The organism is Mycobacterium sp. E3305, assembly GCF_001666785.1.
Taxonomy (GTDB): domain Bacteria; phylum Actinomycetota; class Actinomycetes; order Mycobacteriales; family Mycobacteriaceae; genus Mycobacterium.
Genome location: NZ_LZJA01000156.1, coordinates 1 through 23,846, shown reverse-complemented (window position 1 = coordinate 23,846; position 23,846 = coordinate 1). Strand labels below are relative to the sequence as shown.

General features: G+C 66.9%; 22 protein-coding genes. 20 read left to right on the top strand and 2 right to left on the bottom strand.

Annotation, left to right across the window (positions count from 1 at the left end; genetic code table 11):
• Positions 1-506 (top strand): MinD/ParA family protein (locus A5701_RS14780; RefSeq protein ID WP_231972829.1); only part of this gene is annotated, 506 nt, incomplete at its 5' end.
• On the opposite strand, the gene sigI is transcribed toward A5701_RS14780, so the two are convergent.
• Complete coding sequence (gene sigI / locus A5701_RS14775; protein ID WP_067754726.1) at positions 503-1,381, bottom strand: RNA polymerase sigma factor SigI; 879 nt, start codon at positions 1,379-1,381, stop codon at positions 503-505. The genes A5701_RS14780 and sigI overlap by 4 nt on opposite strands.
• Before the next feature lie 114 nt (positions 1,382-1,495).
• Between sigI and A5701_RS14770 the strand changes: the two genes are divergently transcribed.
• Together A5701_RS14770 and A5701_RS14765 are read left to right on the top strand one after the other, a co-directional pair.
• Positions 1,496-2,338, top strand: a complete 843-nt coding sequence (locus tag A5701_RS14770; protein ID WP_067754723.1) for an NAD(P)H-binding protein — start codon at positions 1,496-1,498, stop codon at positions 2,336-2,338.
• 10 nt (positions 2,339-2,348) lie between these two features.
• Complete coding sequence (locus tag A5701_RS14765; RefSeq protein WP_067754720.1) at positions 2,349-2,789, top strand: nitroreductase family deazaflavin-dependent oxidoreductase; 441 nt, start codon at positions 2,349-2,351, stop codon at positions 2,787-2,789.
• 96 nt (positions 2,790-2,885) lie between these two features.
• Here the strand turns inward: A5701_RS14765 and A5701_RS14760 are convergent, their stop codons facing one another.
• The gene (locus A5701_RS14760; protein ID WP_067754717.1) at positions 2,886-3,167 is read right to left on the bottom strand and encodes a WhiB family transcriptional regulator; all 282 of its coding nucleotides are present in this window, start codon (positions 3,165-3,167) and stop codon (positions 2,886-2,888) included.
• A gap of 503 nt (positions 3,168-3,670) precedes the next feature.
• On the opposite strand from A5701_RS14760, the gene A5701_RS14755 reads away from it, so the two are divergent.
• The 17 genes from A5701_RS14755 to eccD all read left to right on the top strand — a co-directional run.
• On the top strand, positions 3,671-4,762 hold the full coding sequence (locus tag A5701_RS14755) for an FHA domain-containing protein (RefSeq protein ID WP_067754714.1): 1,092 nt from the start codon (positions 3,671-3,673) through the stop codon (positions 4,760-4,762).
• Between the two features lie 180 nt (positions 4,763-4,942).
• Positions 4,943-6,325: an EspA/EspE family type VII secretion system effector gene (locus tag A5701_RS14750; RefSeq protein ID WP_067754703.1), complete on the top strand. Its 1,383-nt coding sequence runs from the start codon at positions 4,943-4,945 to the stop codon at positions 6,323-6,325.
• Positions 6,326-6,401: 76 nt separating this feature from the next.
• Positions 6,402-6,716: an ESX-1 secretion-associated protein gene (locus tag A5701_RS14745; RefSeq protein WP_067754700.1), complete on the top strand. Its 315-nt coding sequence runs from the start codon at positions 6,402-6,404 to the stop codon at positions 6,714-6,716.
• Positions 6,717-6,960: 244 nt separating this feature from the next.
• Entirely contained in the window at positions 6,961-8,157 is a 1,197-nt protein-coding gene (locus A5701_RS14740; protein WP_156670098.1) for an EspA/EspE family type VII secretion system effector, read from the top strand.
• 380 nt (positions 8,158-8,537) lie between these two features.
• Entirely contained in the window at positions 8,538-9,803 is a 1,266-nt protein-coding gene (locus A5701_RS14735) for an EspA/EspE family type VII secretion system effector (RefSeq protein ID WP_067754685.1), read from the top strand.
• 74 nt (positions 9,804-9,877) lie between these two features.
• Positions 9,878-10,192 carry an ESX-1 secretion-associated protein gene (locus tag A5701_RS14730; protein WP_067754682.1) on the top strand — a complete coding sequence of 105 codons (315 nt, stop codon included), beginning with the start codon at positions 9,878-9,880 and terminating at the stop codon, positions 10,190-10,192.
• 2 nt (positions 10,193-10,194) lie between these two features.
• Positions 10,195-11,031 carry an ESX secretion-associated protein EspG gene (locus A5701_RS14725; RefSeq protein WP_067754679.1) on the top strand — a complete coding sequence of 279 codons (837 nt, stop codon included), beginning with the start codon at positions 10,195-10,197 and terminating at the stop codon, positions 11,029-11,031.
• Between the two features lie 34 nt (positions 11,032-11,065).
• The gene (locus A5701_RS14720) at positions 11,066-11,665 is read left to right on the top strand and encodes a hypothetical protein (protein ID WP_067754676.1); all 600 of its coding nucleotides are present in this window, start codon (positions 11,066-11,068) and stop codon (positions 11,663-11,665) included.
• On the top strand, positions 11,662-13,383 hold the full coding sequence (gene eccA, locus A5701_RS14715; protein WP_067754675.1) for a type VII secretion AAA-ATPase EccA: 1,722 nt from the start codon (positions 11,662-11,664) through the stop codon (positions 13,381-13,383). Before A5701_RS14720 ends, eccA begins: the two co-directional genes overlap by 4 nt.
• A gap of 3 nt (positions 13,384-13,386) precedes the next feature.
• On the top strand, positions 13,387-14,838 hold the full coding sequence (eccB, locus tag A5701_RS14710; protein ID WP_067754673.1) for a type VII secretion protein EccB: 1,452 nt from the start codon (positions 13,387-13,389) through the stop codon (positions 14,836-14,838).
• Positions 14,835-17,075: a type VII secretion protein EccCa gene (gene eccCa, locus A5701_RS14705; protein WP_067754669.1), complete on the top strand. Its 2,241-nt coding sequence runs from the start codon at positions 14,835-14,837 to the stop codon at positions 17,073-17,075. The genes eccB and eccCa overlap by 4 nt, the downstream gene beginning before the upstream one ends.
• A 58-nt stretch (positions 17,076-17,133) precedes the next feature.
• Positions 17,134-18,930: a type VII secretion protein EccCb gene (eccCb, locus tag A5701_RS14700; protein ID WP_067754666.1), complete on the top strand. Its 1,797-nt coding sequence runs from the start codon at positions 17,134-17,136 to the stop codon at positions 18,928-18,930.
• Between the two features lie 280 nt (positions 18,931-19,210).
• The gene (locus tag A5701_RS14695; protein ID WP_067754655.1) at positions 19,211-20,407 is read left to right on the top strand and encodes a PPE family protein; all 1,197 of its coding nucleotides are present in this window, start codon (positions 19,211-19,213) and stop codon (positions 20,405-20,407) included.
• An 88-nt stretch (positions 20,408-20,495) separates the two neighbouring features.
• Entirely contained in the window at positions 20,496-20,798 is a 303-nt protein-coding gene (locus tag A5701_RS14690) for a WXG100 family type VII secretion target (protein WP_046184939.1), read from the top strand.
• Between the two features lie 41 nt (positions 20,799-20,839).
• A complete protein-coding gene (locus tag A5701_RS14685; protein ID WP_067754652.1) occupies positions 20,840-21,127 on the top strand; it encodes a WXG100 family type VII secretion target in 288 nt (95 codons plus the stop codon).
• A gap of 1,152 nt (positions 21,128-22,279) precedes the next feature.
• The gene (locus A5701_RS28920; protein ID WP_231972828.1) at positions 22,280-23,116 is read left to right on the top strand and encodes a MinD/ParA family protein; all 837 of its coding nucleotides are present in this window, start codon (positions 22,280-22,282) and stop codon (positions 23,114-23,116) included.
• Positions 23,113-23,846 (top strand): type VII secretion integral membrane protein EccD (gene eccD, locus A5701_RS14675; RefSeq protein ID WP_067754646.1); only part of this gene is annotated, 734 nt, incomplete at its 3' end. The genes A5701_RS28920 and eccD, both read left to right, overlap by 4 nt.

Genomic DNA, 23,846 nt, shown 5'->3' with positions numbered 1-23,846 from the left:
TCGGCGGCGAGCCGGCGTCGGGTCCGCGCCGCGTGCTCGACGCCGCGATCTACCGGGAGGCCGCGTTGCGCCTGGACCGCCACTTCGCGATCTCGGTCATCGACTGCGGTTCGACGATGGACGCGCCGGTCACCCAGGAGGTGCTGCGCGACTTGGACGCGCTGATCGTGGTCTCCTCGCCGTGGGCCGACGGGGCGTCCGCCGCCGCCAGGACCATGGAGTGGCTGGTCGACCAGGGCTTCGACACTCTGCTGCAGAGCACAGTCGTGGTGCTCAACGATTCCGACGGGCACGCCGACAAACGGACGCGGGCGCAGCTGGCCCGGGAGTTCACCGACCACGGCCGGCCGGTGATCGAGGTCCCCTTCGACCCGCACCTGCGGCCGGGCGGCGTCATCGATGTGAGCCGCGAAATGTCGGCCGCCACACGGCGGAAGTTCCTGGAGGTCACCGCGACAATCGCCGGCTATTTCGCGGTCCGGCCCGAGAACCAGCGGCCGGGCTAGGCCTGCTCGGCGACCTCGCCCGCCCGTGCGGACGGGTCGGCGATCGCCTCGAGCTTCGCCACCTTCGACCCGCGGATCGTCAGCACGATGACGGCAAACAGCCGGCGGTGGCTGAACGCCAGCAGCACCGGTTGCCCGACGGGACCGCTGACCAGCGTGACGTCGGGCCACAGGTACCGCAGCAGGTTGGTGGCCACCGCGTCCGGCCCGTGATTGATCTGCGGGGGCGGCGCCGGGTCGGCGAGGATCGTGCCCACGCCCCACACCGTCGGATCCAGCACGGCGGCCAACGCGCCAAGGTCACCGTTGGCGCACGCGGTGATGAATTTTTCGGTGACGAGCTGATGCTCGCTCGATGCCACCACGTTCGTTGTAGGCTGAGCGGCAACGAATTTCGCCCGTGCACGGCGCGCCAGCTGCCGACACGTACCGACCGGGCGGCCTACCGTTTCGGAGATCGAGTCGAACGGGACGCCGAACACGTCGTGCAGCACGAAGGCGACCCGTTCCCCCGGACTGAGCCGGCGCAACACCTCGAGCAACGCGGCGCGGATCTCGTCGTCGAGAGTGACCCGGTCAGCCGGATCGGAGCGCTGCGGCGTGGGCCGCTCTCCGACCTCGCCCGGGCGTTCGTAACGAGCGCGGGCCGAGCGCACCTGGTCGAGGCAAAGTCGGCTGGCCACCACCGTCAGCCAGCCCCGAACGTCCTCGATCTCACCCGCCTCGACCCTCGACAACCGCAGAAAGGCCTCCTGCGCAATATCTTCCGCATCCCCGATGTCGCCGAGCATTTGGTAGGCGAGGTTGACCAGATAGGGACGGTGACGACGCCAGGCGTCGGCGACCTGGTCGCTCGCTGATTGCGGCTGGTTCATGTCTCTTCGACGATCTGCTGCGGCAAAAAGTTACGGGATCTGCGTTTGTAACTTTCCCACCTTCCGCCCCGTCCTTTTAGCACCGCAGAAAAATCAGCAGAGAGGAACCATCCCATGACGATCGTGGTAACCGGCGCGACCGGTAACGTCGGGCGACCCCTTGTCACCGCGCTTGTGGCCGCTGGAGCGCCGGTCCGGGCGGTCACCCGCGCGCCGGATAGAGCCGGGCTTCCCCCCGGCGTCGAACTGGTGGGCTCGGCGGCCGACGCGTTACCCGGCGCGTCGGCGGTGTTTCTCAACTCCAGGGCGCTGGGTGCCGACCTGAACGAGGTGGTGGAGTTGTGCGTGCGCGCCGGCGTCACCAGGCTGGTGGCGCTTTCGGCCATCAACGCCGATGACGACTTCGCCCGGCAACCGTCCCGCTTCCGCGGAGACCGCAATAAAGAGGTGGAGCAGCTGGCCGTTGACTCCGGCGCGGAATGGGTGAGCCTGCGGCCCAGCGTTTTTGCGACCAACTTCGCTGGCATGTGGTCCGCGCAGCTGCGCGCCGGCGACGTGGTCTACGGTCCGTACGCTTCGGCTTCGGTGGCGCCCATTGTCGAGACCGACATCGCCGAGGTGGCGGCGCGGGCGCTGCTCACCGACGAGTTGGTGGGACAGCGGATCCCGCTGACCGGTCCGCAGGCCTTCACCAATTCGGAACTGGTCGAGGCCATCGGTGCCGTCCTGGGTCGACAGTTGCGCTATTGCGAGATACCGAATGATGCTGTGCGCCAGCGGTTTATCGGATTAGGCTTTCCGGCAGCCTTCGGCGATGCCTATATCGCCATGCTCGCCGCGACGCTCGACACGCCCGCGCTGGTCACCCATGACGTCGAGAAGATCCTCGGGCGGCCGGCGACCCCGTTCGCCCAGTGGGTCGCCGACCATCGCGACGTCTTCTCCGCCATTGGTTGAGGAGCCCGACATGTCCGAACTGCGCCCACCGCGCTACCTCAAGCCCATGAACAAGGTGATGATGGCGGTCCAACGGCTGGGGATTCCCACCGGTCCGGCCATGGTGTTGACGGTGCCCGGCCGCAAGTCCGGTCGCCCCCGCAGCACGCCGATGACGCCGTTCGAATTCCGGGGCGACCTGTACGTGGTGGCCGGCTATCCCGGCGCCGACTGGGCGGCGAACGCACGGGCGGCGGGCACCGGCAGGCTCAGCCGGGGCCGACGGTCACAGCAGGTCCGGATCGTCGAACTCTCCGCCGCCCAGGCGCGGCCGGTGTTGCGGGAATTCCCGGTCAAGGTCCCGGTCGGTGTGGCATTCGCGAAGCGATCCGGGATGGTGCGTGATGGAACGGCTGACGAATTCGAAGCACTGGCGGGGCGGCTCGCCGTCTTCAGGTTCGAGCCGACGTAACGGCCGGCGCCTGTTCTGAAGTCCCAGAGGGAAAGCGGTGCAACGGTTTCCGTCGGGACCCGTCGCCGACCCGAAGTGGGCGGCCATGGCAGGAGGCTAGGCCGACTTCGCGGTCTCGCGCACGGGGTACCCGTTGCGCTCGGCCAGGGATCGCAATTGACGCAGCGCGAATGCGCGGGGGCGCCCCCCTTCGGGGATCACCACGCCGGCCCACAGGCCCTCCGCGCCGGCCGACTCGACCGCTTCCCGCGCGCACATCCAACGCCGGGGGCACGCACGGCAAGCGGCGATGGCCTCGGCGTCCGGGGCGGTGGTCCAACGGTCGGGGTCCTGCGTGCAGGCGCCGAGCGGGATGTTGAACAAAGGTGTTGCGGTCATGGCGATGGTTCCTTCTGAAGCGTTGCGTTCTGCTCATCTGCTTCGCAACGGTATAGGACTAACCGCTGCAATGCAACAGTTTGGCTTCGGTATCGCATCGCTTCGTTCGGACGTTCGCTTCAGCGGCCAGCCCAGTGAGGCGGCGTGACCCGATGGAAAGCCTTTTGAACTGGCTATTTGCGTCGTTCCGGCCACTTTTCACCAACAGAACGGGACGGTTACGTAACCGTAGCGTTTGGGCTCGCTTCGGCTCTTCACCGACAAAGGAGCGTTCGGATGGGAGGCCCGAAACCGTAGCATTCCACGCGCGATCCATGGAGGTCCCCGCGCGCGGATCGCCACAAGATGACGTCGTTGTCGCGTCGGCATAGCGTTCCGACGGTGCGGCTCCGAAACTGTGATTCGAAACGTAGCGGCATGCGATGGAATTTGACGGGTGCGACGGTTAGGATTGCAGGCGGCGGAAGGCCCGCCCAGCTGCCTCGATCGAGGAACCACCGCAGATGCCCCGCACCGAGTCGAGTACCGATCTCGCCGTCCTGGTCATCCATAGCGGTGCGACGTCGCACGAAATCGAGCCCGGTCGGGGCGTGGTCACCATTGGCCGGGACCCGCAGGACGACGTGCGGATCGAGCAGATCTCCGCGGAGCATCTGCACGCCGAACCCGTGGACGGTTCGTGGCGGATCGTGGACAAGGGACCGGACGGCATATTCGTCGACGGACACCGCATGAGCTCGGTGACGGTGACGGACAAAACGACGGTCCGGCTCGGCGATCCCAGCTCGGGCGAAGTTCTCACGTTCGAGATCGTCACGCCCCCCGGCGCCGGTGGACGGCCCGAACAGAAGTCCGATGGCGTCGAGCCGGATCCGGGGATGGCCCGCGCGGGCGCGGCCGCCGCCGCGCGCCGTCGGGAACTGGGCATCAGCCAGCGCAGCCTGGCGGCCGACGGGATCATCAATGCCGGCGCCCTCATCGCGTTCGAAAAGGGCCGCAGTTGGCCGCGGGAGCGCACCCAGGCCAAGCTCGAGCAGGTGTTGCAGTGGCCCGCCGGGACCATCGCGCGGATCCGCCGCGGACAGCCCGACGCCGGCGAAGAGATCCCACCGGCGGTCGCTACCGGCACCGCCAAAACCTCGACCGAGGCCCCGCAGTCCGATGCCCCGGCCTCGCTGATCGCGCAGGCGATCGTCGCCGCCGTGGACGGTTGCGGCCTGGCCATCGCGGCATTGCCGTCGCCCGACGACCCGGAGTTCACCGAGCGCGCGACGCCGATCCTTGCCGATCTCCGGCAACTCGAGGCGATCGCGGTGCGCGCCACCCGCATCAGCCGGATCACGCCCGAACTGATCAAAGCCCTGAGTACGGTTCGGCGCCACTACGACGAGCTGATGACGCGCGGTGCGACCGCCCCGGGCGCCCCGCTGGCACAACGCCTCTACGCGGCCCGGCGGCGGGCGAACCTTTCGCCCGCGGAGACCGCCGAGGCGGCCGGGGTGACCGAAGAAATGATCGTGCGGGCGGAGGCCGACGAGGCGGTGCCAGCCGAAGTCGCCGACGCGATCGAAACGCTGATCGGCCATATTCACTGAGCGCGGCGGCGCACCCGCCCCAACGTTCACCATCTCTGCCTTTTCACCGCGCTGTGGAAGCCGTTGCCTTTCCCAAAAATTCGTGCACGGGCGCCAGTCAGAGCGCGTTACGCTAAACGGGCGGTTAATGCGCGGTACGCGCAATCAACACGCGGAAGGCTCAAACCGGAGGACCCACTTATGTCTGTTTTCATTCAAGCCGCGAGGATCCTTGGCTCCTTGGCCGGATTAGGTCAGCAAGCCGCCGGCGTAGGCCTAGGCGTCACTGGCGGCTCGGAATTCAGCACCGAATATATTGCCGGCGCCGCGACCAGCGGGGGTGCCGACTTCGGGTCCCTGGCGATGGTGGGTGTTCAGAAGGGCATCACTAAATACATCAGCGGAATGAGCCCGGCTCAGAAAATGATCATGGCCAACCGTATGGGCGGCGCCAGCGGCATGAAGACCTTCAAACAGAGCCTCAGCATCATCTCCATCACCCTGACCATTGTTGAGCTCATGGAGCTGACGATCGGGTTCGGACCGCCAACCGAAGGCAGTGAGCTGAACACCGGATCCCAGCAGTTCACCCTGCTCGCCGAACAGCTGAAGCTCGCCCTTCCGGACTCCGGCTGGGAGGGTTCGGGGTCGGAAGCGTATGCCGAGCTTGACGTCACCCTGGAGACCATGGCGCAGTCGATGGCCACCCTGGACTCCCAACTGGCATCACTGGTGAAGGATCAGGCCGAATGGGTCAACCACGCGCGCTTGGGCTTTGGGATCTTGAAGGACATCCTTCTGGCCGCAATCATCATTGAATTGATCATCACGTTTGCGGTGCCCGCCCCGGCCGGTCCCATCGCGGCGAAAGCCTTCGCTATTGCGGTGGCCATTGGTGGGCTCAGTGTTGCCTCCACCTTCCTCGGCACCTTGACCTACTTCTCGGTGGAAAACGGGAAGAAGGCGGAGACCTTGGCCGGCGATTACTCGGCCCTGGCCGCCGGCACCGTGCAAACGGGGTCGGACGCCAAGGCCAAGAAGCTGACGTCGGAAGAGACCACGGTTTCCAGCTTTGCCGCCATCTCCGACAGCATGTCCGGGCCGTCGGCGCTGTCAGCCACACCGCCCGCTGCCGCACCGGCCGGCGCGGCCAGGGGCTCGGACGACGAGCGGGCCCCGCTGGCCGCTCAGATGGGCGCGAGTGAATCACCGGCCTACGGCGCATCTCAAACATCGGATACGACGTCACCGGATGCGACGACGCCGTCCGCGCCCACGACCACCATGCCCACCGTGGCCCAGTTGTCCGCGATGTCGGGCCAGGCCGCGAAGGTCTCCAGCCAACTGTCGCAGCCCGCGCAACTCACCAGCCAGGCAATGGGACAACTGCAGCAGATGATCCAGACCTCCCAGCAAGGCCAAGGCGCGGCGGCGCCGGCCGAAGGCGCCGGGGCCGAGGAGGCCGCGTTCCAGGGTGAGGTCGAGGGCGCCGGTGCCGGCTTTGGTGCGGCGGGCGCCGAGCGTGCGCCCGTGGAGGTCGCCGCGGCCGGCACAGAGCGGACGCAAGCACCGAACCCGGCCTAGGCCATCCCCGACAACCGACGATCAAAATCGTTGCACCAGAACCCTTAAGAGACTGAGCACCCGAGGAGCACGAATCATGGCCGATGTAACCGTCAACTCATCCCATCTCGACAGGCTGGCAACGGCGCAGGATCAAGCGTCGACGCAGGCGGCAACCGCAGCCTCGGCGGCGTCGGGCCTGGAAACCGATGTCTGGGTGAGCCACGGCGTGGTCAGCTGGTACTCGAACCTGGCGTTCACCAAGGCCGCGGATGCACGCAAGAGCACGGGCGACGCCATGAGCAAGGCGTCCACGGAACTCTCCGACAAGCTACGCACCGCCAAGAGGGTCTACGCCAGCACGGACGAGCAAGCGGGCAAGAACATCGACAAGCAAGTACTCGAGGGCTGATCACGCCTGAATCGGCAACTGCCGCAGCCGATTCCGCGTGCCGCAGGTCCGTTGGGTGCTAAGCTCTGGTGCGACCAACCGCTCGCCCGGCAGCGCACTGTTGACCTGAGGACCACAATTGGCTGTATCGATACTCGCCGACGCGGCTCGGCTCCTGGTCAACCTGGGTAGCCTCGGCCAGAACTTCACCGGCGTCGACAGCCCCGGTTTCAGCGGTGAGTATCTCGCGGCGAGTGTGACCAGCATGAGCGCAGACGGGTTGGCCGGTGGGGCCGCACTCGCCAAGTTGGGCGGCCTCGACGGGCTGACCCGGATTCGTTTCGAGGGTGGGAGCGTCAAGGTCCCGTCGGTGCCCGGCAGTAAGCAGTCCCTCAAGACGGCGGGCAGCCTGATCCTGTGGGCCCTCACGGTCGTCGAGCTGATGGAGCTGACGACCGGATTCGGACCGCCGGTCGAAGGTGACGACCTCAGAAACGGATCGCAGCAATTCAGTGCGTTGTCGGCGCAGCTGAAATCGGCTCTTCCGGACGACGACGGTTGGGCGGGGACGGCATCGGTAGCCTATGCGGGCCTCGACACGACCCTGGGGAACCTGGCGCAGACGATGGCTGAACTGGACCTCGAGCTGGCAGCTCTGGTGAAGGACCAGGCCGAATGGGTGACCCACATGCGCTTGGGTTTCGGCATATTGAAGGACCTGCTATTCGCGTGCTACATCGTCGAGCTGATCATTCGGTTCGCGCCTCCGCCACTCGGGCCGGCGGTGTCGCAAGGCTTCGCAATCACCGTTTCCGGACTTGGGATCGCGACCGCCGTGGGATTCCTTGCCACGTTGACCACCTACTCGGTCCTGAACGGCAAGCAGGCGGAGAGCTTGGCCGGCCGATACTCGGCCTTGGCATCCGGGACGGTACAGGAGGGTTCGCCGGCCGACGCGAAGTCGGCGACCGCCACTGAGTCGACGGTTTCCGGTTTTGCCGACGTCTCCGCCAGCATGCCGGGAACGTCGGCTTTTTCGGCGACGCCCACCGTGGCTGCGTTGGCCAGGCTGGCGCCGACGGACGGGGCGTCGGCGGAAGACCTTGCCGTACTGGACGCTTTGAGCGCGGACGCGCCGGCCTACGCCTCGCCGGCCCCCGAGACACCGGGCGCACCGCCAATCACGCCGCCCACCGTGGCCCAGGTCGCTCAGGCATCGGCGCAAGCCGCGAAGGTCTCGGGGCAGGCGTCCCAACACATGAACGTTCCCAACCAGACGATCGGGCAAGCACAGCAGCTCGCGCAGACGAGCCGGCAGGGCCAGCCAGACGAAGAAACCGCGCCGTCGGACGACGCGGCTGCCGGGGCGGCGCCCGGCGCGCAGGGCGCCGAGCGCGCACCAGTTGACCTTGCCACGGCGGAGCCGGACGAGGGATCGGGTCGGCACGCCCGCGTCCGTTGACGGAGCCTCGGCAACGAAGTCCGGGCGCGACGAAGTAATACATCAATCGATCCGCCGGCTCGTGGCAGGGCTGTGTTGGCCGTCGAGCGCTGGCACCCGCGTCGAGAGAGATCCCGAAAAACGCGCAGCCGAATTCGGGAACGGTGTGGAGTCGCTCCTCCGGATGAACTCGGGATGACGCCGCGGCGCCGGTGGCGTCCCGTTGTTCTCCGGGCGTCAACCCTCCCTTAATGTTTCTGCGGAATTAACCGGTTGTTGGCTGAATCCTTTGTGCGCCCAGAAAATTCGTGCAGCGGGGCCCTGTCTGGCGGCGTTAGGCTCAACCCACCTCCTCAACATGAGTCCAACATCGGTCACCAACCGCGAAGGGATACACCGCCGTGAGTCGTCTCGCAGGTATTCACGATCTGGCCTACTGCTTCACGCGGCTGCAGGCGGGCGGTGGCGCCGCGTATTCCGGGGATTGGGTTGGTTTGGGGGCGAATCTGGGGGCGCTCGCCGGCAAAGCGATGTGGTACGGACGGAACCAGATCAAGGTGCTCGCAGACGCGTTGAAGACGTCCGGTACGAAGGTGCTCCCAACGCCGACGGCCATCGTCGACGTGGCGATGGTCGCCATCTCGGCGGTCGACCTGCTCAATGGATTCTGGACCCCGGACAAGGGCGCCTCCTTCACCAGCGGTGCGGACAAGTACGAAACCGTCTACCTCTACCTCGCTGAGGCCGCGCCCGACTCACGCGACTGGAGCGGCGACGCGGCGAAGGCGTACGCCGACGCGACCGCCGCACTGCAGGCCCTCGTGCAAACGATGCAGGATCTGGACAAGAAGATGCAGACGCTGATGGCGAACCAGGGCTCGGAGGTCGCCAAGGCGCACAACTGCATCGCTGTGACGCTGCTGGGCTTGGTGATCGCCCAGGGCATCGCGCTGGCCATGTATCTGATCCCGGTGGTCGGTCCCGAAATCTCGTGTGCATGGCAGATAATCGCCGCCTTCGCGGCATGCGCCACCGTCTTCAGCTTCGAGATGATGACACTGGCCAACTCCATGTCCCTCTCGCACGAGATCCACGCCACCGCACTCCTTTACGGCGAGGTGGCCGAGAAAGCGATCCCCAACAGCTCGTTCGCGCGGATCGAGGTCACCGGAGCCGAGGAGGCCACGGTCGGCAGCTTCAAGGCGATCTCCGACAGCATGTCCGGGATGTCGGCATTCTCCGGCACACCCACCGTCGCCTCGCTGGCCAGCAGGGCCCCGGCGGCCGGCGATTCCCGCGAGGAACGCGGCGTCCTAACCGCGCTCCAGAGCGACGGCGCGACTCCCGTCGAGACGATCGCCGAGACCACGGCGACGGTGCCCACCCTCAGTCAGGTGACTCAAGCATCCGGGCAACTCGCACAGATGTCCGGCCAGGTTGCCCAGCCGATGAGCTTCGTCAACCAAATGATGGGCCAAGTGCAACAACTCGCCTCGACCGGTCAGCAGCGCCAGGCGGCCCCGCCGCCCGCCGAGGAGGCCGCTCCGTCAGAGGCCGCCGCGGCCGGGAACGGCGATGGGGCGGCGTTGGGCACGACGGGCGCGGGGCGCGCGCCCATCGACCAAACGATGGCCGTCCAGGAAGTGGCGGCGCCGGGTCGGCTTTAGCCGTCGCCAGTGCCGCAAAAACCGGTACGCGTCAACGCAATAGCGAGTAAAAATATCCGTTGAGGAGATTACCCATGGCAACGTTGAACGTCGACGAAAAGTATCTCGAGGAATTGGCGACGAAACAGGTCCAAGCGGCCACTAAGGCAGAAGAGGCGGCCACCGCTGCCGGCAATACGGAAACGGCGGTATGGGTGACGCATGGGGTAATCAGCGGCGCCTCCAACAGCGCTTTTGTCACCGCGGAGAAACAACGCAGGGGTGCGGGTCAAAACATTAGGCAGCACGCCTCTGATCTCGCCGCGAAGTTACGCGTCGCCAAGCAAACGTATGCGGGCGTCGACGAGGACTTGAGCAGGAACCTCAACAAGCAAATGCTCGACGGCTGATCATGTCCGGTCCCCTCACTACCGGTCTTGCGGGCCTCGACGATGTCGTCGGGGTGGAGGTGACCGTCGATGGCATGTTGGTGATCGCCGACCGATTGCACCTCGTCGATTTCCCCACGGCACTCGGAATCCGGCCGAACATCCCGCAAGAGGAATTGCGGGACCTCGTCTGGAACCAGGTGCAGCGCGACCTCACCGCGCAGGGGGTGCTCGACCACCAGGGGCGGCCACACCCGGCGGTGGCGACGATGGTCGACACGATCAGCAGGCCCGACCGCAGCCTGGAGTGCCGATGGTGGCGCCGCGATCTCGGCGGCACCATGGTCCGCTTTGCCGTGTGCCGCAAGGGCGAACGTCACGTCATCGCCGCCCGGGACGGCGACCTGGTGGTACTGCAGCTGGTGGCCCCGCAGGTCGGCCTGGCGGGCATGGTGACCACGGTGCTCGGCCCCGCGACACCGGCCAACGTCGAACCGCTGACCGGGGTGGCCGCCGAACTGGCGGCGTGCACCACTGCCGCCCAGCTTGTCCAGCACGGCGCCGCACCCGCCTCGGCCCGCGTCTATGCCGAGATCATCAGCGATCCGAGCAGCTGGGTGGAGATCATCGCCGGCCAGCGCCACCCCGGGGGCACGTCCACGCATACCGACGTCGCCGCCGGAGTCCTCGACTCCACCCACGGCAGGTTGGTGTCGCTTCCCCGCCGTGTCGGCGGCGAGCTCTACGGCAGCTTCCTGTCCGGTACCCAAGAAAACTTGCAGCGCACGCTGGACGGCCTCGTGGAGTTCCTGCCGGCGGGCACTTGGTTCGACCGCGTCGAAGCCTCCTACGGCGGCTGACCCCAGCCCGATTCACGATCAGAAAGAAGGAACCATGCCGCAGTACGACGACCACGACGATCTGGCCGCCCTGGACTTCTCGGCCGTCGAATCCGGTTCCGACACGCTCGAGGAATCGGACGCGCTGGACTTCTCGGCCCCCGCCGACGACGACGAGGAGTCGGCCGTCGACGCGCTGCACGACTATGCGCCCACCGAACCCGTGGATTCCGACACCGACCTCGCCGCGATCGAGTCGCAGACCGACGCGACTTCGGAGGCTGCCGGGGACGCAGAGGAAGCCCCCCAGGAGTTCACGGTGACCAATCCCCCCGAGACGGTCACCGTCTCGGCACTCATGGACGGTCGGACCCAGCGCGTCGAGCTGTCGGCGAAAGTGACGAGCATGAGCGAGGCCGAACTCGCCGACGAAATCCTCGTCATCGCGGACCTGGCCCGGCAGAAGGGCCTGGCCGCCCAGCACAGCTATCTGCTGGAGGACGACTCCCTGTCGGAGACGATGCGCGAGATGGGGGTCGACGGCGGTGACGTCGTGCGGGACTTCATGGAAAACGGCATCGGTCTGATCACGCCGGAGCAGGCGGCGGCGGCGCAGGCGGAAGTGTTCGCCACGCGGTACGCGACCGATAAATGACCGAGCACCTGGCCGGCCTGTTCGAAAGCGCGGTCGGCATGCTGCCCGTCTCGGAGGCGCGGGCGCTAGAGCTGTTCACCGAGATCACCAACTACGACGAGTCCGCCTGCGACGCATGGATTGGCCGCATCCGCTGCGGCGATACCGAACGCGTGACGCTGTTTCGCGCCTGGTATTCGCGCACGCACTTCGGACAGTTGGCCGGATCCGCCCAGATCTCGATGAACGCCGTGGGCGCCCGGCTCCCGATCGGCGGCCTGTACGGGGACATCACCTACCCGGCCAATTCACCGTTGGCGATCACCATGGGCTTCGCCGTAAGCGAAGCGGCGCAAGGTAATTACGCCGACGCCATGGAGGCGGTCGAGGACACGCCCACCACCGGCGCCGAACACCTGCTGTCCTGGGTCAAGGCGGTGATCTACGGCGAGGCGGGCCGCTGGACCGAGGTGATCGATGAAGTCAGGGGCGCGAGCAGGTGGCCTGACGAATTCCTGGCGGGCGCCGCCGGGGTCGCGCACGGTGTCGCCGCAGCCAACCTCGGCCTGTTCACCGAAGCGGAACGCCGGCTCACCGAGGCCAACGCCTCGCCGGCCGGGGAGGCGTGCGCTCGCGCCATCGCGTGGTATTTGGCCATGACCCGCCGCAGCCAGGGAAACGAAGAGGCCGCGGTGGCTCTTCTGGAATGGCTGCAGACCACCCATCCGGAACCCAAAGTGACAGCGGCGCTGAAGGATCCGTCATACCGGCTGACGACCACCAGCGCCGAGCAGATTTCCGCGCGCACCGATCCGTGGGACGCGAATACCGTCGTGGCCGACACCTCGGGCCGCGACAAACTCCTCGCCGAGGCCGAGGCCGAGCTGGAGCGGCAGATCGGGCTCACCCGAGTCAAAGAACAGGTCGAGCGCTACCGCGCCGCCACCCAGATGGCGCGGGTTCGCGCCGCCCGCGGCATGAAGGTCGCCCAGCCGAGCAAGCACATGATCTTCACCGGACCGCCGGGTACCGGCAAGACGACCATCGCCAGGGTGGTGGCCAACATCCTCGCCGGCCTCGGGGTCATTCCCGAACCGAAGCTCGTCGAGACCGCGCGCAAGGATTTCGTCGCCGAGTACGAAGGCCAGTCGGCGGTCAAGAGCACCAAGACGATCGATCGCGCACTCGGGGGTGTGCTGTTCATCGACGAGGCCTACGCGCTGGTGCAGGAGCGGGACGGACGCACCGACCCGTTCGGCCAAGAGGCGCTGGACACGTTGCTGGCGCGGATGGAGAACGACCGCGACCGGCTCGTGGTGATCATCGCCGGCTACAGCTCGGACATCGATCGGCTGCTCGAGACCAACGAGGGCCTGCGGTCCCGTTTCGCCACCCGGATCGAATTCGACTCCTACTCACCGGAGGAGATCCTCGAGATCGCGAAAGTCATTGCGGCCGCAAACGACTCGGCGCTGAGCTCGGAGGCGGCAGACAATCTGCTGCAGGCCGCGAAGTTGCTCAGCCAGCAGACGGTGCGCGGCAAAGCCGCGCTCGACATCGCCGGCAACGGTCGCTACGCGCGCCAGCTGGTGGAGGCCGGCGAGCAATACCGCGACATCCGGCTCACCCGGTCCGTCGACTTCGAATCCCTCGACGAGGACCGCCTGCGCGAGATCAACGGCGAGGACATGACCGAGGCGATCGCCGCGGTTCACGGACGACTCAACATCATCGAGTGACGCATGGCAGGTTTCCGGCTAACCACCAAGGTCCAGGTCAGCGGTTGGCGTTTCCTGCTGCGGCGCCTCGAACACGCCATCGTGCGGCGCGACACCCGGATGTTCGACGACCCGCTGCAGTTCTACAGCCGTTCGGTCGCGCTGGGCGTCCTCGTCTCGGTGCTCGTCGTGGTGGGCGCGCTGGCGATGGCGTATTTCAAACCGCAGGGCAAGCTCGGCAGCGGCAACCTGTTCGTCGACCGCGCCACCAACCAGCTCTACCTGATGGTGTCGGGTCAACTGCATCCCGTCTACAACCTGACCTCGGCGCGACTGGTGTTGGGCAATCCGGCCGAGCCGAAGGCCGTAAAGCCCGCCGAGCTCAGCAGGTTTCCCAAGGGGCAGTCGGTCGGCATCCCCGGGGCGCCCTACGCCACGCCCGTGTCCTCGGACTCCTCATCGGTATGGGCGTTGTGCGACACCGTCACTCAGGCGGAAAGCATCAACCCCGTCGTGCAGACCTCGGTGGTGGCGATGCCTTTGCAGATCGAGCCCGTCGTGATCGACCCGATCCTTCCGCACGAGGCGCTGCTCGCGTCTTACCAGGGCAAGGACTGGGTCGTGGACACCCACGGGCGGCACGCGACCGACTTGAGCGACCGCCCGATGACCTTCGCCGTGGGAATCCGCGGAACCGCGAAGCCCAGCCCCCTTTCCTCGGCCATGTTCAATGCGCTGCCCGACGCGGGCTCCTGGCAGCTGCCCGCAATCCCAGGCGCGGGATCTCCCAACACCTTCGGGCTGCCCGAGCAGCTGGTGGTCGGATCGATCCTGCAGATCCACGCGAACTCGGGTCCGCGTTACTTCGTCGTGCTGCTCGACGGCGTCGCGCCCGTCAACGCCAACACCGCCGCGGCGCTGCGCGCCATCCAGTCCTACGGTCTGGTTGAGCCCCCGGCGGTGGTGCCGAGTGAGATCGTCAAGGTGCCCGAGGTGGTCTACAACTCGCCGCTGCCCGACGAGCCGGTCAAGATCGTCTCCCGGCCCCAAGATCCCACCCTGTGCTGGACGTGGGAACGCAAAGCCGGCGATCAGGCTCCGAAGACGAGCGTGTTGACGGGACGGCATCTGCCCATCCCGGCATCGGCCATGAACTCGGGGATCAAGCAAATCCAAGGCCCCGCAACGGTTTACTCCGATGGCGGCAAGTTCGTGCAGCTGCAGTCCCCGGATCCCCGGTACGGCGAATCTCTGTACTACGTCGACCCGCAAGGGGTGCGCTACGGGTTGCCGGACGCCCAGACGGCGTCGTCCCTGGGTCTGAGCGCGCCGAAGTCCGCGCCCTGGGAGATCATCCGCCTCCTGGTCGACGGTCCGGTGCTGTCCAAAGAGGCCGCGCTGCTGGAGCACGACACCCTGCCCGCCGACCCGAGCCCGCGAAAAGCCCCGGCGGCGGCCCCGGGAGGTCCCTCATGACGACCAAGAAGTTCACCCCCTCCGTGACGCGCGGTCCCCGCCTCACCCCGGGCGAGATCAGCCTCACTCCGCCCGAGGACCTCGGCGTGGACATCCCGCCGTCGGGCGTCCAGAAGGCACTTCCCTACGTCATGGGTGTGTGCATGCTCGGCATGATCGCGATCATGGTGGTGACCGGCACCAGGCAGCTGTCGCCGTACATGCTCATGATGCCGCTGATGATGATCATGATGTCGATGGGCATGATGGCCGGTCACGGTGGCGGCGGCAAGAAGGTGCCCGAGATCAACGCCGACCGCAAGGAGTACCTGCGCTACCTGGCCGGCCTCCGTCCCCGGGTGACGTCATCGGCCAGCGCGCAGGTGGCGTTCTTCGGTTACCACGCACCGCATCCCGAAGATCTCGCCTCGCTCATCGGCACACCGCGGCAGTGGTCGCGCCCGGCGAACGCCGACTTCTATGCCGCCACTCGGATCGGAATCGGTGACCAGCCGGCGGTGGACCGGCTGATGAAGCCGTCGACGGGCGGCGAGCTGGCCGGCCCGTCCGCGGCGCCGCAGCCATACCTCGAACCGGTCGCCAACATGTGGGTGGTCAAGTTCCTGCGCACCCACGGCCTCATCCACGACTGTCCAAAGCTGGTGCAGTTGCGCACCTTTCCGACGATCGCGGTTGGCGGCGACCCGGCAGGGGCGGCCGGCCTGTTGACCGCCATGATCTGCCATCTGGCCGTATTCCACCCGCCGGACCTGCTGCAGATCCGCGTTCTCACCGAGAACCCGGACGATCCCGACTGGTCGTGGCTGAAATGGCTTCCCCACGTCCAACATCCGACCGACACCGATGCCTCGGGGCCGGTCCGGATGATCTACACCCGGCCCGACAACCTGTCGGACCTGGCCGCCCGCGGGCCACACACCCCCGATTCCCTTCCCGGCGGCCCGTACGTCGTGGTGGTGGACCTGACCGGCGGCCGGGCGGGCTTCCCGCCCGACGGCAGGGCCGGTGTCACGGTGATCACGCTCGGCAACCACCGCGGCTCGAACTACCGCATCAGGGTCGCCGAGGACGGGACCGCCGATGACCGCCTGCCCGGGCAGCAGTTTCGTCAGGTGACATCCGTCGCCGACAGGATGTCGCCGCACCAAGCCGGCCGAATCGCGAGAAAGCTGGCCGGTTGGTCCATCACCGGCACCGTCCTGGACAAGAAGGGCACGAACGTCCAGAAGAAGACGGCGACCGAATGGCACCAGCTGGTCGGCGCGCAAAGCGTCGAAGAGGTTGTGCCGAACCGCTGGCGGATGTTCACCGACACCGACCGCGATCGCCTGAAGATCCCGTTCGGACATGAACTCAAGACCGGCAACGTCATGTACCTGGACATCAAGGAGGGCGCCGAATTCGGCGCGGGGCCGCACGGCATGTTGATCGGCACCACCGGGTCGGGCAAGTCGGAATTCCTGCGCACCCTGATCCTGTCTCTGGTGGCGATGCACCACCCGGACCAGGTCAACCTGCTGCTGACCGACTTCAAAGGCGGCTCGACGTTCTTGGGCATGGAGAAGCTGCCCCACACCGCCGCCGTGGTCACCAACATGGCCGAGGAAGCCGAACTCGTCAGCCGCATGGGCGAGGTGTTGACCGGCGAACTCGACCGCAGGCAGGGCATCTTGCGCCAGGCCGGCATGAAGGTGGGCGCCGCCGGAGCGCTCTCCGGTGTGGCCGAGTACGAGAAGTACCGGGAACGCGGCGCCGACCTGCCGCCCCTGCCAACGCTTTTCGTCGTCGTCGACGAGTTCGCCGAGCTGCTGCAAAGCCACCCGGACTTCATCGGTTTGTTTGACAGGATCTGCCGGGTGGGGCGGTCGCTGCGCGTGCACCTGCTGCTGGCCACCCAGTCGCTGCAGACCGGCGGTGTGCGCATCGACAAATTGGAGCCGAACCTGACGTACCGCATCGCGCTGCGCACCACCAGCTCGCACGAATCCAAAGCCGTGATCGGGACCCCCGAGGCGCAGTACATCACCAACAAGGAAAGCGGTGTCGGATTTCTGCGGGTCGGCATGGAAGACCCGGTCAAGTTCAGCACCCTGTATACCGGCAACACGTACGTCCCGACGGCTCGCGCGGAAACCAACGGTGAGGGCAATGGGGCCGGCCCCCACGTCGGCCCGAAAAAGGTTCGCATCCAACAGTTCACCGCGGGACCGGTGCTCGACGAGGCGGTGGCGTCATGACTCGCGCCGGCGCCGAAGCAGTGGGGGCACCACTTTACTGCGGAGGAGAGCGGCGCCGATGAGTATCGAAACCAAGGGGCGGGCGCTGCGCGAGGTGGTGCTCGAGCAACTCAGCACGACCGAGTCGCATGCGTACAAGATGTGGCTTCCCCCATTGACCGACCCCACCCCGGTCAATGAACTCATCGCCCAGGACGACCGGCAACCGCTGCGATTCGCCTTGGGCGTCATGGACGAACCGCGGATGCACCGGCAGGCCACGTGGGGCGTGGACGTGTCCGGCGCCGGCGGCAACATCGGTATCGGGGGAGCGCCGCAGACGGGGAAATCCACGCTGCTGCAGACGATGATGCTGTCGGCGGCGGCCACCCACTCACCGCGGCAGGTTCAGTTCTATTGCATCGATCTCGGCGGTGGCGGCCTGATCTATCTGGAGAACCTGCCGCACGTGGGTGGCGTGGCCACCCGCTCGGAGCCCGACCGTGTCATGCGGGTGATCGCGGAGGTGCAAGCCGTTCTGCGGCAACGGGAAGCGACCTTCAAGGAGCACCGGGTCGGCTCGATCGCCGCCTATCGGCAGCTGCGCGAGGATCCGAACCAACCCGTCGCCTCCGACCCGTTCGGCGACGTCTTCCTGGTCATCGACGGGTGGCCGGCGTTCGTCAGCGAATTCCCCGATCTGGAGTCGCAGGTCCAGGACCTCGCGGCGCAAGGCCTCTCGTTCGGCATCCACGTGGTGATCACCACGCCGCGCTGGACGGAACTGAAGTCGCGGGTCCGCGACTACCTCGGCACCAAGATCGAGTTCCGGCTCGGCGACGTCAACGACACGCAGATCGATCGGGCCACCCGCGACATCCCGGCCAATCGTCCCGGCCGCGCGATGTCGACGGAGAAGCACCACTTGATGATCGGTGTGCCGCGGTTCGACGGTGTGCACAGCGCCGAGAACCTGGTTGAGGCGATCACCGCGGCGGTGAATGACGTTGCGGCCCAACACACTGAGCAGGCGCCGCGGGTACGGGTGCTGCCAGAGCGGATCTATCTCTACGAGCTCGACCCGAACCCCCCGGGACCGGATTCCGACTACCGCACTCGATGGACCATTCCTATCGGGGTGCGGGAGACGGATCTGTCGGTGGCCTACGCGCACATGTACACCACGCCCCACCTGTTGATTTTCGGTGCCCCGAAGTCGGGAAAGACCCGCACCGCCCACGCGATCGCCCGGGCTATCTGCGCTCGCAACAGCCCAAAGCAGGTGCGGTTCATGCTCGCCGACTACCGCTCCGGGTTGTTGGATGCGGTGCCCCAGAGCCATCTGCTCGACGCCGGCGCAATCAACCGGAACAGCACGACGCTCGACGAAGCTATCAAGGCCCTCGCGGTCAACCTGCAGAAGCGTCTGCCGCCGGCCGACCTGACCACCGCGCAACTCCGGTCCCGCTCATGGTGGAGCGGATTCGATGTTGTTCTTCTCGTCGATGACTGGCACATGATTGTGGCGGCGGCCGGAGGTATACCGCCGATGGCACCATTGGCGCCTTTGTTGCCCGCGGCTCAGGATATCGGGCTGCACATCATCGTGACGTGCCAAATGAGCTCCGCATACAAGGCGACGATGGACAAGTTCGTCGGCGCCGCTTACGGCGCCGGATCGCCCACCCTGTTCCTGTCGGGCGACAAACAGGACTTCCCGTCGCGGGACATCCAGGTGAAGCGGAGGCCGCCTGGCCAGGCATTTCTGGTCGCTCCCGAGGGGAAAGAGGTCATCCAAGCGGCCTACTTGGATCCTCCGGAAGAAGTGCACTCACCACCTCCAGGAGGCGGTTACGATTATCCCAGCGCCCAGTAAGAACGTTGAACGCACCGCATGCATAACGAGCCGAGATTTCGTTGGCCAATGGGTTGTTTTGCCCTAAATGAATAGCTATTTCGCGCCGATGTGCAGAAGAGGTATGCAAATGCAGAAAATGCCACTTAACCCGATGGTTGTCGGAATTGGCGACGAAGTCGCCACCCCCGCCGGCCGGGGTTCGAGGGCGCCCGGCGCAAGCGCCGATGCACGGTACGGCGTCGCGAACGACTTCACGCGGTAACCGAAAAGCACTCGCAGACAAGGGGACTGGATAGCCATGTTGTGGCACGCGATGCCACCGGAGCTGAACACCGCGCGGCTGATGGCCGGAGCGGGTCCGGCTCCGATGCTGCAGGCCGCCGCCGGCTGGGAAGCGCTGGCGGGGGCTCTCGAGACCCAGGCGCTCGAGTTGTCTGCCGCCCTGGTTTCCCTCAAGGCGTCGTGGACCGGCATGAGCAGCGAACGCGCGATAGCCGCGACGATGCCGATGGTGGCTTGGTTGCAAACCGCGGCTCAGCAGGCCCAGGAACGCGCGGCACGCGCGGCGGCGCAGGCCGCCTCGTACGCCAAGGCGCTGGCGATGACGCCGTCGTTGCCGGAGATCGCGACCAACCACATCACGCACGCGGTCCTTACCGCCACGAATTTCCTTGGCATCAACATGGTGCCGATCGGTCTGAACGAAACCGACTATTTCGTCCGGATGTGGAATCAGGCCGCCGCGGTCATGGACATCTATCAGGTGGAGACGATCGCGAACACGACCTTCGAGCCGCTTCCGCCCATCAAGCCGATCCTGCAGCCGGGTGTGGGCGAAGCGGTGGCCACGGAGGCGTTGAGCACGCTCTCGGCCGTTGGCTCCGAGGCGATTCCCGCCGCGATGCGCGCGCTCTCGGAGGTGGAGGACGAAATCCCGGAAACGGTGCCGGAAGTCGGGGTGCCCCTCGAGCAGCCGGCCATGCCGGCCCTCGGGCAGCTGGGTCAGCTCGGTGGACCGATGCAGCAGCTGATGCAGCCGCTGCAACAACTCACCTCGATGGCCGGCCAGTCCGGCAGTATGGGCGGCCCCGGGGACAGCCTGGTCGGCGACAAGCTCGGCCATCTGCCCGGCAAAGAGGGTGGCCAGCTGGGCCTGGTCGGCGCCAGCCCACTTTCCACGCATCCCTTGGCCGGCGGATCCGGCCCCAGCGTGGGGATGGGACTCATGCGCTCCGAAGCACTACCCGGTGCGGGCGGGACGACGGCCCGCACGTCGCTGATGAATCAGTTGCTCGACAAGCCGTCGCAGGCCATCACCCCCGCGGGTGCCGGCGCCGGGTCGTCGGCGGGCGGGGGTGCGGCCCCCGTCGGCATGGGTGGCTCGTCCGCCCAATCCGCGGGGGCCGCCCGGCCAGGGCTGGCGTCCCCCGCACTGCTCGCCACGCGCCCGGACGACGGCGAGGACGTGGAGTTCGAGCACGAGGACGACTGGTGAGCGCCCACAAAGAAAGACTTCCCGGCCGCCAGGGCCGGAAGACTTGCCATCACTTGGCGAGGACAGGAAACAGAGAAAGTAGTCCAGCATGGCAGAGATGAAGACCGATGCCGCTACCCTCAGCGCGGAGGCTAGCAACTTCGACAGGATCTCCGGCGAGCTCCAGCGGGTCATCCAAACCGTGGAGTCCACCGGTGGCGAGCTGGCCGGCCACTGGCGCGGTCAAGCCGGTGCCGCCGCTCAGCAGGCGCTGACGCGCTTCCACGAAGCGGGCCAGGCCCAGATCAAGGCGCTCAGCGAGATCTCGCAGAACATTCACGGCGCCGGAATCCAGTACTCCTCGGCCGACGAGGAACAAGCCAGTTCGCTGTCGTCGCAGATGAACTTCTGACCCATCACCCCCTCAGCACCACAAAGAAACGGAGCAACAATATGTCGGAACAGTCATGGAATTTCGCCGGTATCGAAGCGGGATCCAGCTCGATTGCGGGCGCAGTGCAGACCACCCAGGGTCTTCTCGACGAGGGAAAGAGTTCCCTCGCCAAGCTGGCCGAGGCGTGGGGCGGCAGCGGTTCGGAGGCCTACCAGCAGGTCCAGCGGAATTGGGATGACACCTCCGCTGAACTCAACGCCGCGTTGCAGGCGCTCTCCCAGCGCATCACCGAGGCCAGCCAGGCGATGGCGCAAACCGAATCCGGCGTCACGGGCATGTTCACGTAAGACGATGGCGAGCGGCGAAGCACGAGATTGGGCCACGTCGACCTGACGGGAGATCTAGGCTCTTCTCGTGCTTCCTCGCATGAAACGAGTTGACGAAAGGCTTTGATGGCGGCCGACTACGACCGGCTCTTCCAATCCCTTGAGGGGATGGAGATTGCGGACGAGGCTGCGGCGCAGACGGAATTCGACGTCAACGCGCCGGTTGTGATGCCGCCTGAGCCGGTTGCGATGCCGTCGGCGGCGCACAGTCCGCCCAAGCCCAACGGGCATACGCCGCCGCCGATGCCCATCCACATCGAAGAGCAATTTTCCTCCGTCGCAACCGAAACCCCCCTACCACCGATCGAGTGGACCGCGGCCGGTACGCCTACGCGGCCACCGATACCGATCGACCCGACCGAGCAGGCCGCCCCGGCGCCACCCGAACCTCCCCCGGTCGAGTGGGCCCCGGCCGGCCCGCCTGCGCGGCCACCGATACCGATCGACCCGACGGAGCAAGCCGCCCCGGCGCCACCCGCACCTCCCCCCGTCGACCGGGGCCGGTCGAGCCCGCCCGCGCGGCCACCGATGCCGATCGACAAGCCGGAGCCCGCTGCCGTTGAGCTGCCCGAACCGCCCCCGGCCCAGCGGCGCAGGCAGCCCCCGGCCGAACCTCCGCCGGTCGAACGGCGTCAGCAGCCCCCGCCTGTCGGCCCGAAATCGCTTGCGCCGCAACCTGACCCACGCGCTCAGGCCCCGGCTCAGCACGCCCGACACTCGCGTCGCGCAAACCGCGACGACACCAACGCGGCAAACGTTGCCGGCGCCGGCACCGGGCGACACAGCCATCGCGCCGACGACCGAGACGACCGCGTGAACGCAGCGGTTGGGCCCACCGTCACAGCGATTCCACGGGCCAACCATGCGACGGCGGAACCGAACGGCGGGCCGGTGCCCCCGCCATCGTTGAAGCGACGTGAGCGCGAGGTCTCTCCCGCAGCTCCGGCGCGTCCCGCGGCGCAACACCCCACGAAGTCGCCGGCACCACCGAGTTCGCCGCCGGCATCCGCGGACGGCGAGCGCGGCACCACCGCTGCCGTGACCCACATCGGTGTCGAGCCGGGCAGGAAGTCGGCCGAAAAGACGATCCCGAAACGCGGTTGGCGGCGGGCGGTGTACAAGCTGACGCGCATCAACCCTGGTCTGTCCCGCGACGAGAAATACGAGCGGGACTTACACCGGCGAATACAGCGTATTCCCAGCGGATCTCATCAGATTGCCGTGCTGAGCCTCAAGGGTGGTGTCGGCAAGACGAGCTTGACGGTCGCCCTGGGGTCGACGCTGGCACAGGTGCGTGGTGACCGGATCCTGGCGTTCGACGCGGACGCGGACTCCGGGAATCTGGCGGATCGTGCGGGGCAACGATCGGCTTCGAGTATCGCGGATCTCCTTGCGCGCAAGGACCTTTCGCATTATAACGAGGTGCGGGCTCTCACCAGCGTCAATGCCGTCAACCTCGAGGTGCTCGCCGGGGCGGACTACGGCACGGCGCCCCGCGCGTTCAGTACAACCGACTGGCAGCGGGCGGCCGACGCGGTGTCGAAGTTCTACAGCGTCGTGTTGGCCGATTGCGGGGCCGGCTTGACTCGGGGTCTGCTTGCAACGGCATCCGGGTTGGTGATCGTGACCAGCGCATCGGTCGACGCTGCCCGGCAGGCCGCGGTCGCCATCGATTGGTTGCGTGACAGCGGTCATCGGGATCTGCTGAGCCGCGCATGTGTGGTGATCAACCATGTGTCGCCCGGGGAACCCAATGTCGCCATCACCGACTTGGTGCGGCAATTCGGGCAGCACGTTCGGCCGGACCGGGTCGTGGTGTTGCCGTGGGACAAACACATCGCGGCCGGCGGAGAGATCGAAATCCGCCTGCTCGACCCCGTTTACCAGCGTAGGATTACCGAGCTTGCCGCAGCACTGTCCGACGATTTCGACAGGGGTGAACGTCGTTGAGCGCACCCACCGCTACTGCCGGCGCGGCCGCAACTGCGGGGCCCGCCGGCACCACCGCGCCCGCCAAGCCCGCCACCACCCGGGTGACGATCCTTACCGGGCGGCGGATGACCGACGTCGTCCTGCCGTCGTCCGCGCCGATCGAGGCGTATATCGATGACACGGTCGCGGTTCTGGCCGAACTTCTCGAAGACGCTCCGGCCGATGTCTTGGCCGGTTTCGACTTCTCGGCCCAGGGCGCTTGGACTTTCGCCCGACCGGGCGCCCCGCCCCTGAAGCCCGACAAGTCGCTGGACGACGCCGTCGTGGTCGACGGATCGCTGCTGACGCTGGTGTCGGTGAGCCGCACCGAGCGGTACCGGCCGCTGGTCGAGGACGTCATCGACGCGATCGCCGTGCTGGACGAATCGGCGGAGTTCGACCGCCCCGCCTTGAATCGGTTCATCGGCGTGGCGCTTCCCGTCGTCACGGTGGCGATCGCCGCGATCGCGGCACTGGCCTGGTGGAACACCGGGCGCCACCTGTGGTGGTCACTCGCGTTGGGCATCGCCGGGCTGTTGGCCCTGACGGGCAGCTGGGTGGCCAACAGGTTCTACAAGAATGTGAGCCTGTCGGAGAGCCTGCTGGCGACGGCGGCTCCCCTGATCACCGTCGCTGTGGCGCTGGCCATTCCGGCGCCCCGTGGAGCGGCCCCGCTCGGGGCACCACAGCTCGCCGGTGCGGCGGCGGT

What these genes read in the sequence shown, in the direction of transcription:
- sigI (WP_067754726.1), bottom strand. Translation starts at nt 1,381, where the DNA reads ATGAACCAGCCGCAATCAGCGAGCGACCAGGTCGCCGACGCCTGGCGT.
- A5701_RS14770 (WP_067754723.1), top strand. Translation starts at nt 1,496, where the DNA reads ATGACGATCGTGGTAACCGGCGCGACCGGTAACGTCGGGCGACCCCTT.
- A5701_RS14765 (WP_067754720.1), top strand. Translation starts at nt 2,349, where the DNA reads ATGTCCGAACTGCGCCCACCGCGCTACCTCAAGCCCATGAACAAGGTG.
- A5701_RS14760 (WP_067754717.1), bottom strand. Translation starts at nt 3,167, where the DNA reads ATGACCGCAACACCTTTGTTCAACATCCCGCTCGGCGCCTGCACGCAG.
- A5701_RS14755 (WP_067754714.1), top strand. Translation starts at nt 3,671, where the DNA reads ATGCCCCGCACCGAGTCGAGTACCGATCTCGCCGTCCTGGTCATCCAT.
- A5701_RS14750 (WP_067754703.1), top strand. Translation starts at nt 4,943, where the DNA reads ATGTCTGTTTTCATTCAAGCCGCGAGGATCCTTGGCTCCTTGGCCGGA.
- A5701_RS14745 (WP_067754700.1), top strand. Translation starts at nt 6,402, where the DNA reads ATGGCCGATGTAACCGTCAACTCATCCCATCTCGACAGGCTGGCAACG.
- A5701_RS14740 (WP_156670098.1), top strand. Translation starts at nt 6,961, where the DNA reads ATGAGCGCAGACGGGTTGGCCGGTGGGGCCGCACTCGCCAAGTTGGGC.
- A5701_RS14730 (WP_067754682.1), top strand. Translation starts at nt 9,878, where the DNA reads ATGGCAACGTTGAACGTCGACGAAAAGTATCTCGAGGAATTGGCGACG.
- A5701_RS14725 (WP_067754679.1), top strand. Translation starts at nt 10,195, where the DNA reads ATGTCCGGTCCCCTCACTACCGGTCTTGCGGGCCTCGACGATGTCGTC.
- A5701_RS14720 (WP_067754676.1), top strand. Translation starts at nt 11,066, where the DNA reads ATGCCGCAGTACGACGACCACGACGATCTGGCCGCCCTGGACTTCTCG.
- eccA (WP_067754675.1), top strand. Translation starts at nt 11,662, where the DNA reads ATGACCGAGCACCTGGCCGGCCTGTTCGAAAGCGCGGTCGGCATGCTG.
- eccB (WP_067754673.1), top strand. Translation starts at nt 13,387, where the DNA reads ATGGCAGGTTTCCGGCTAACCACCAAGGTCCAGGTCAGCGGTTGGCGT.
- eccCa (WP_067754669.1), top strand. Translation starts at nt 14,835, where the DNA reads ATGACGACCAAGAAGTTCACCCCCTCCGTGACGCGCGGTCCCCGCCTC.
- eccCb (WP_067754666.1), top strand. Translation starts at nt 17,134, where the DNA reads ATGAGTATCGAAACCAAGGGGCGGGCGCTGCGCGAGGTGGTGCTCGAG.
- A5701_RS14695 (WP_067754655.1), top strand. Translation starts at nt 19,211, where the DNA reads ATGTTGTGGCACGCGATGCCACCGGAGCTGAACACCGCGCGGCTGATG.
- A5701_RS14690 (WP_046184939.1), top strand. Translation starts at nt 20,496, where the DNA reads ATGGCAGAGATGAAGACCGATGCCGCTACCCTCAGCGCGGAGGCTAGC.
- A5701_RS14685 (WP_067754652.1), top strand. Translation starts at nt 20,840, where the DNA reads ATGTCGGAACAGTCATGGAATTTCGCCGGTATCGAAGCGGGATCCAGC.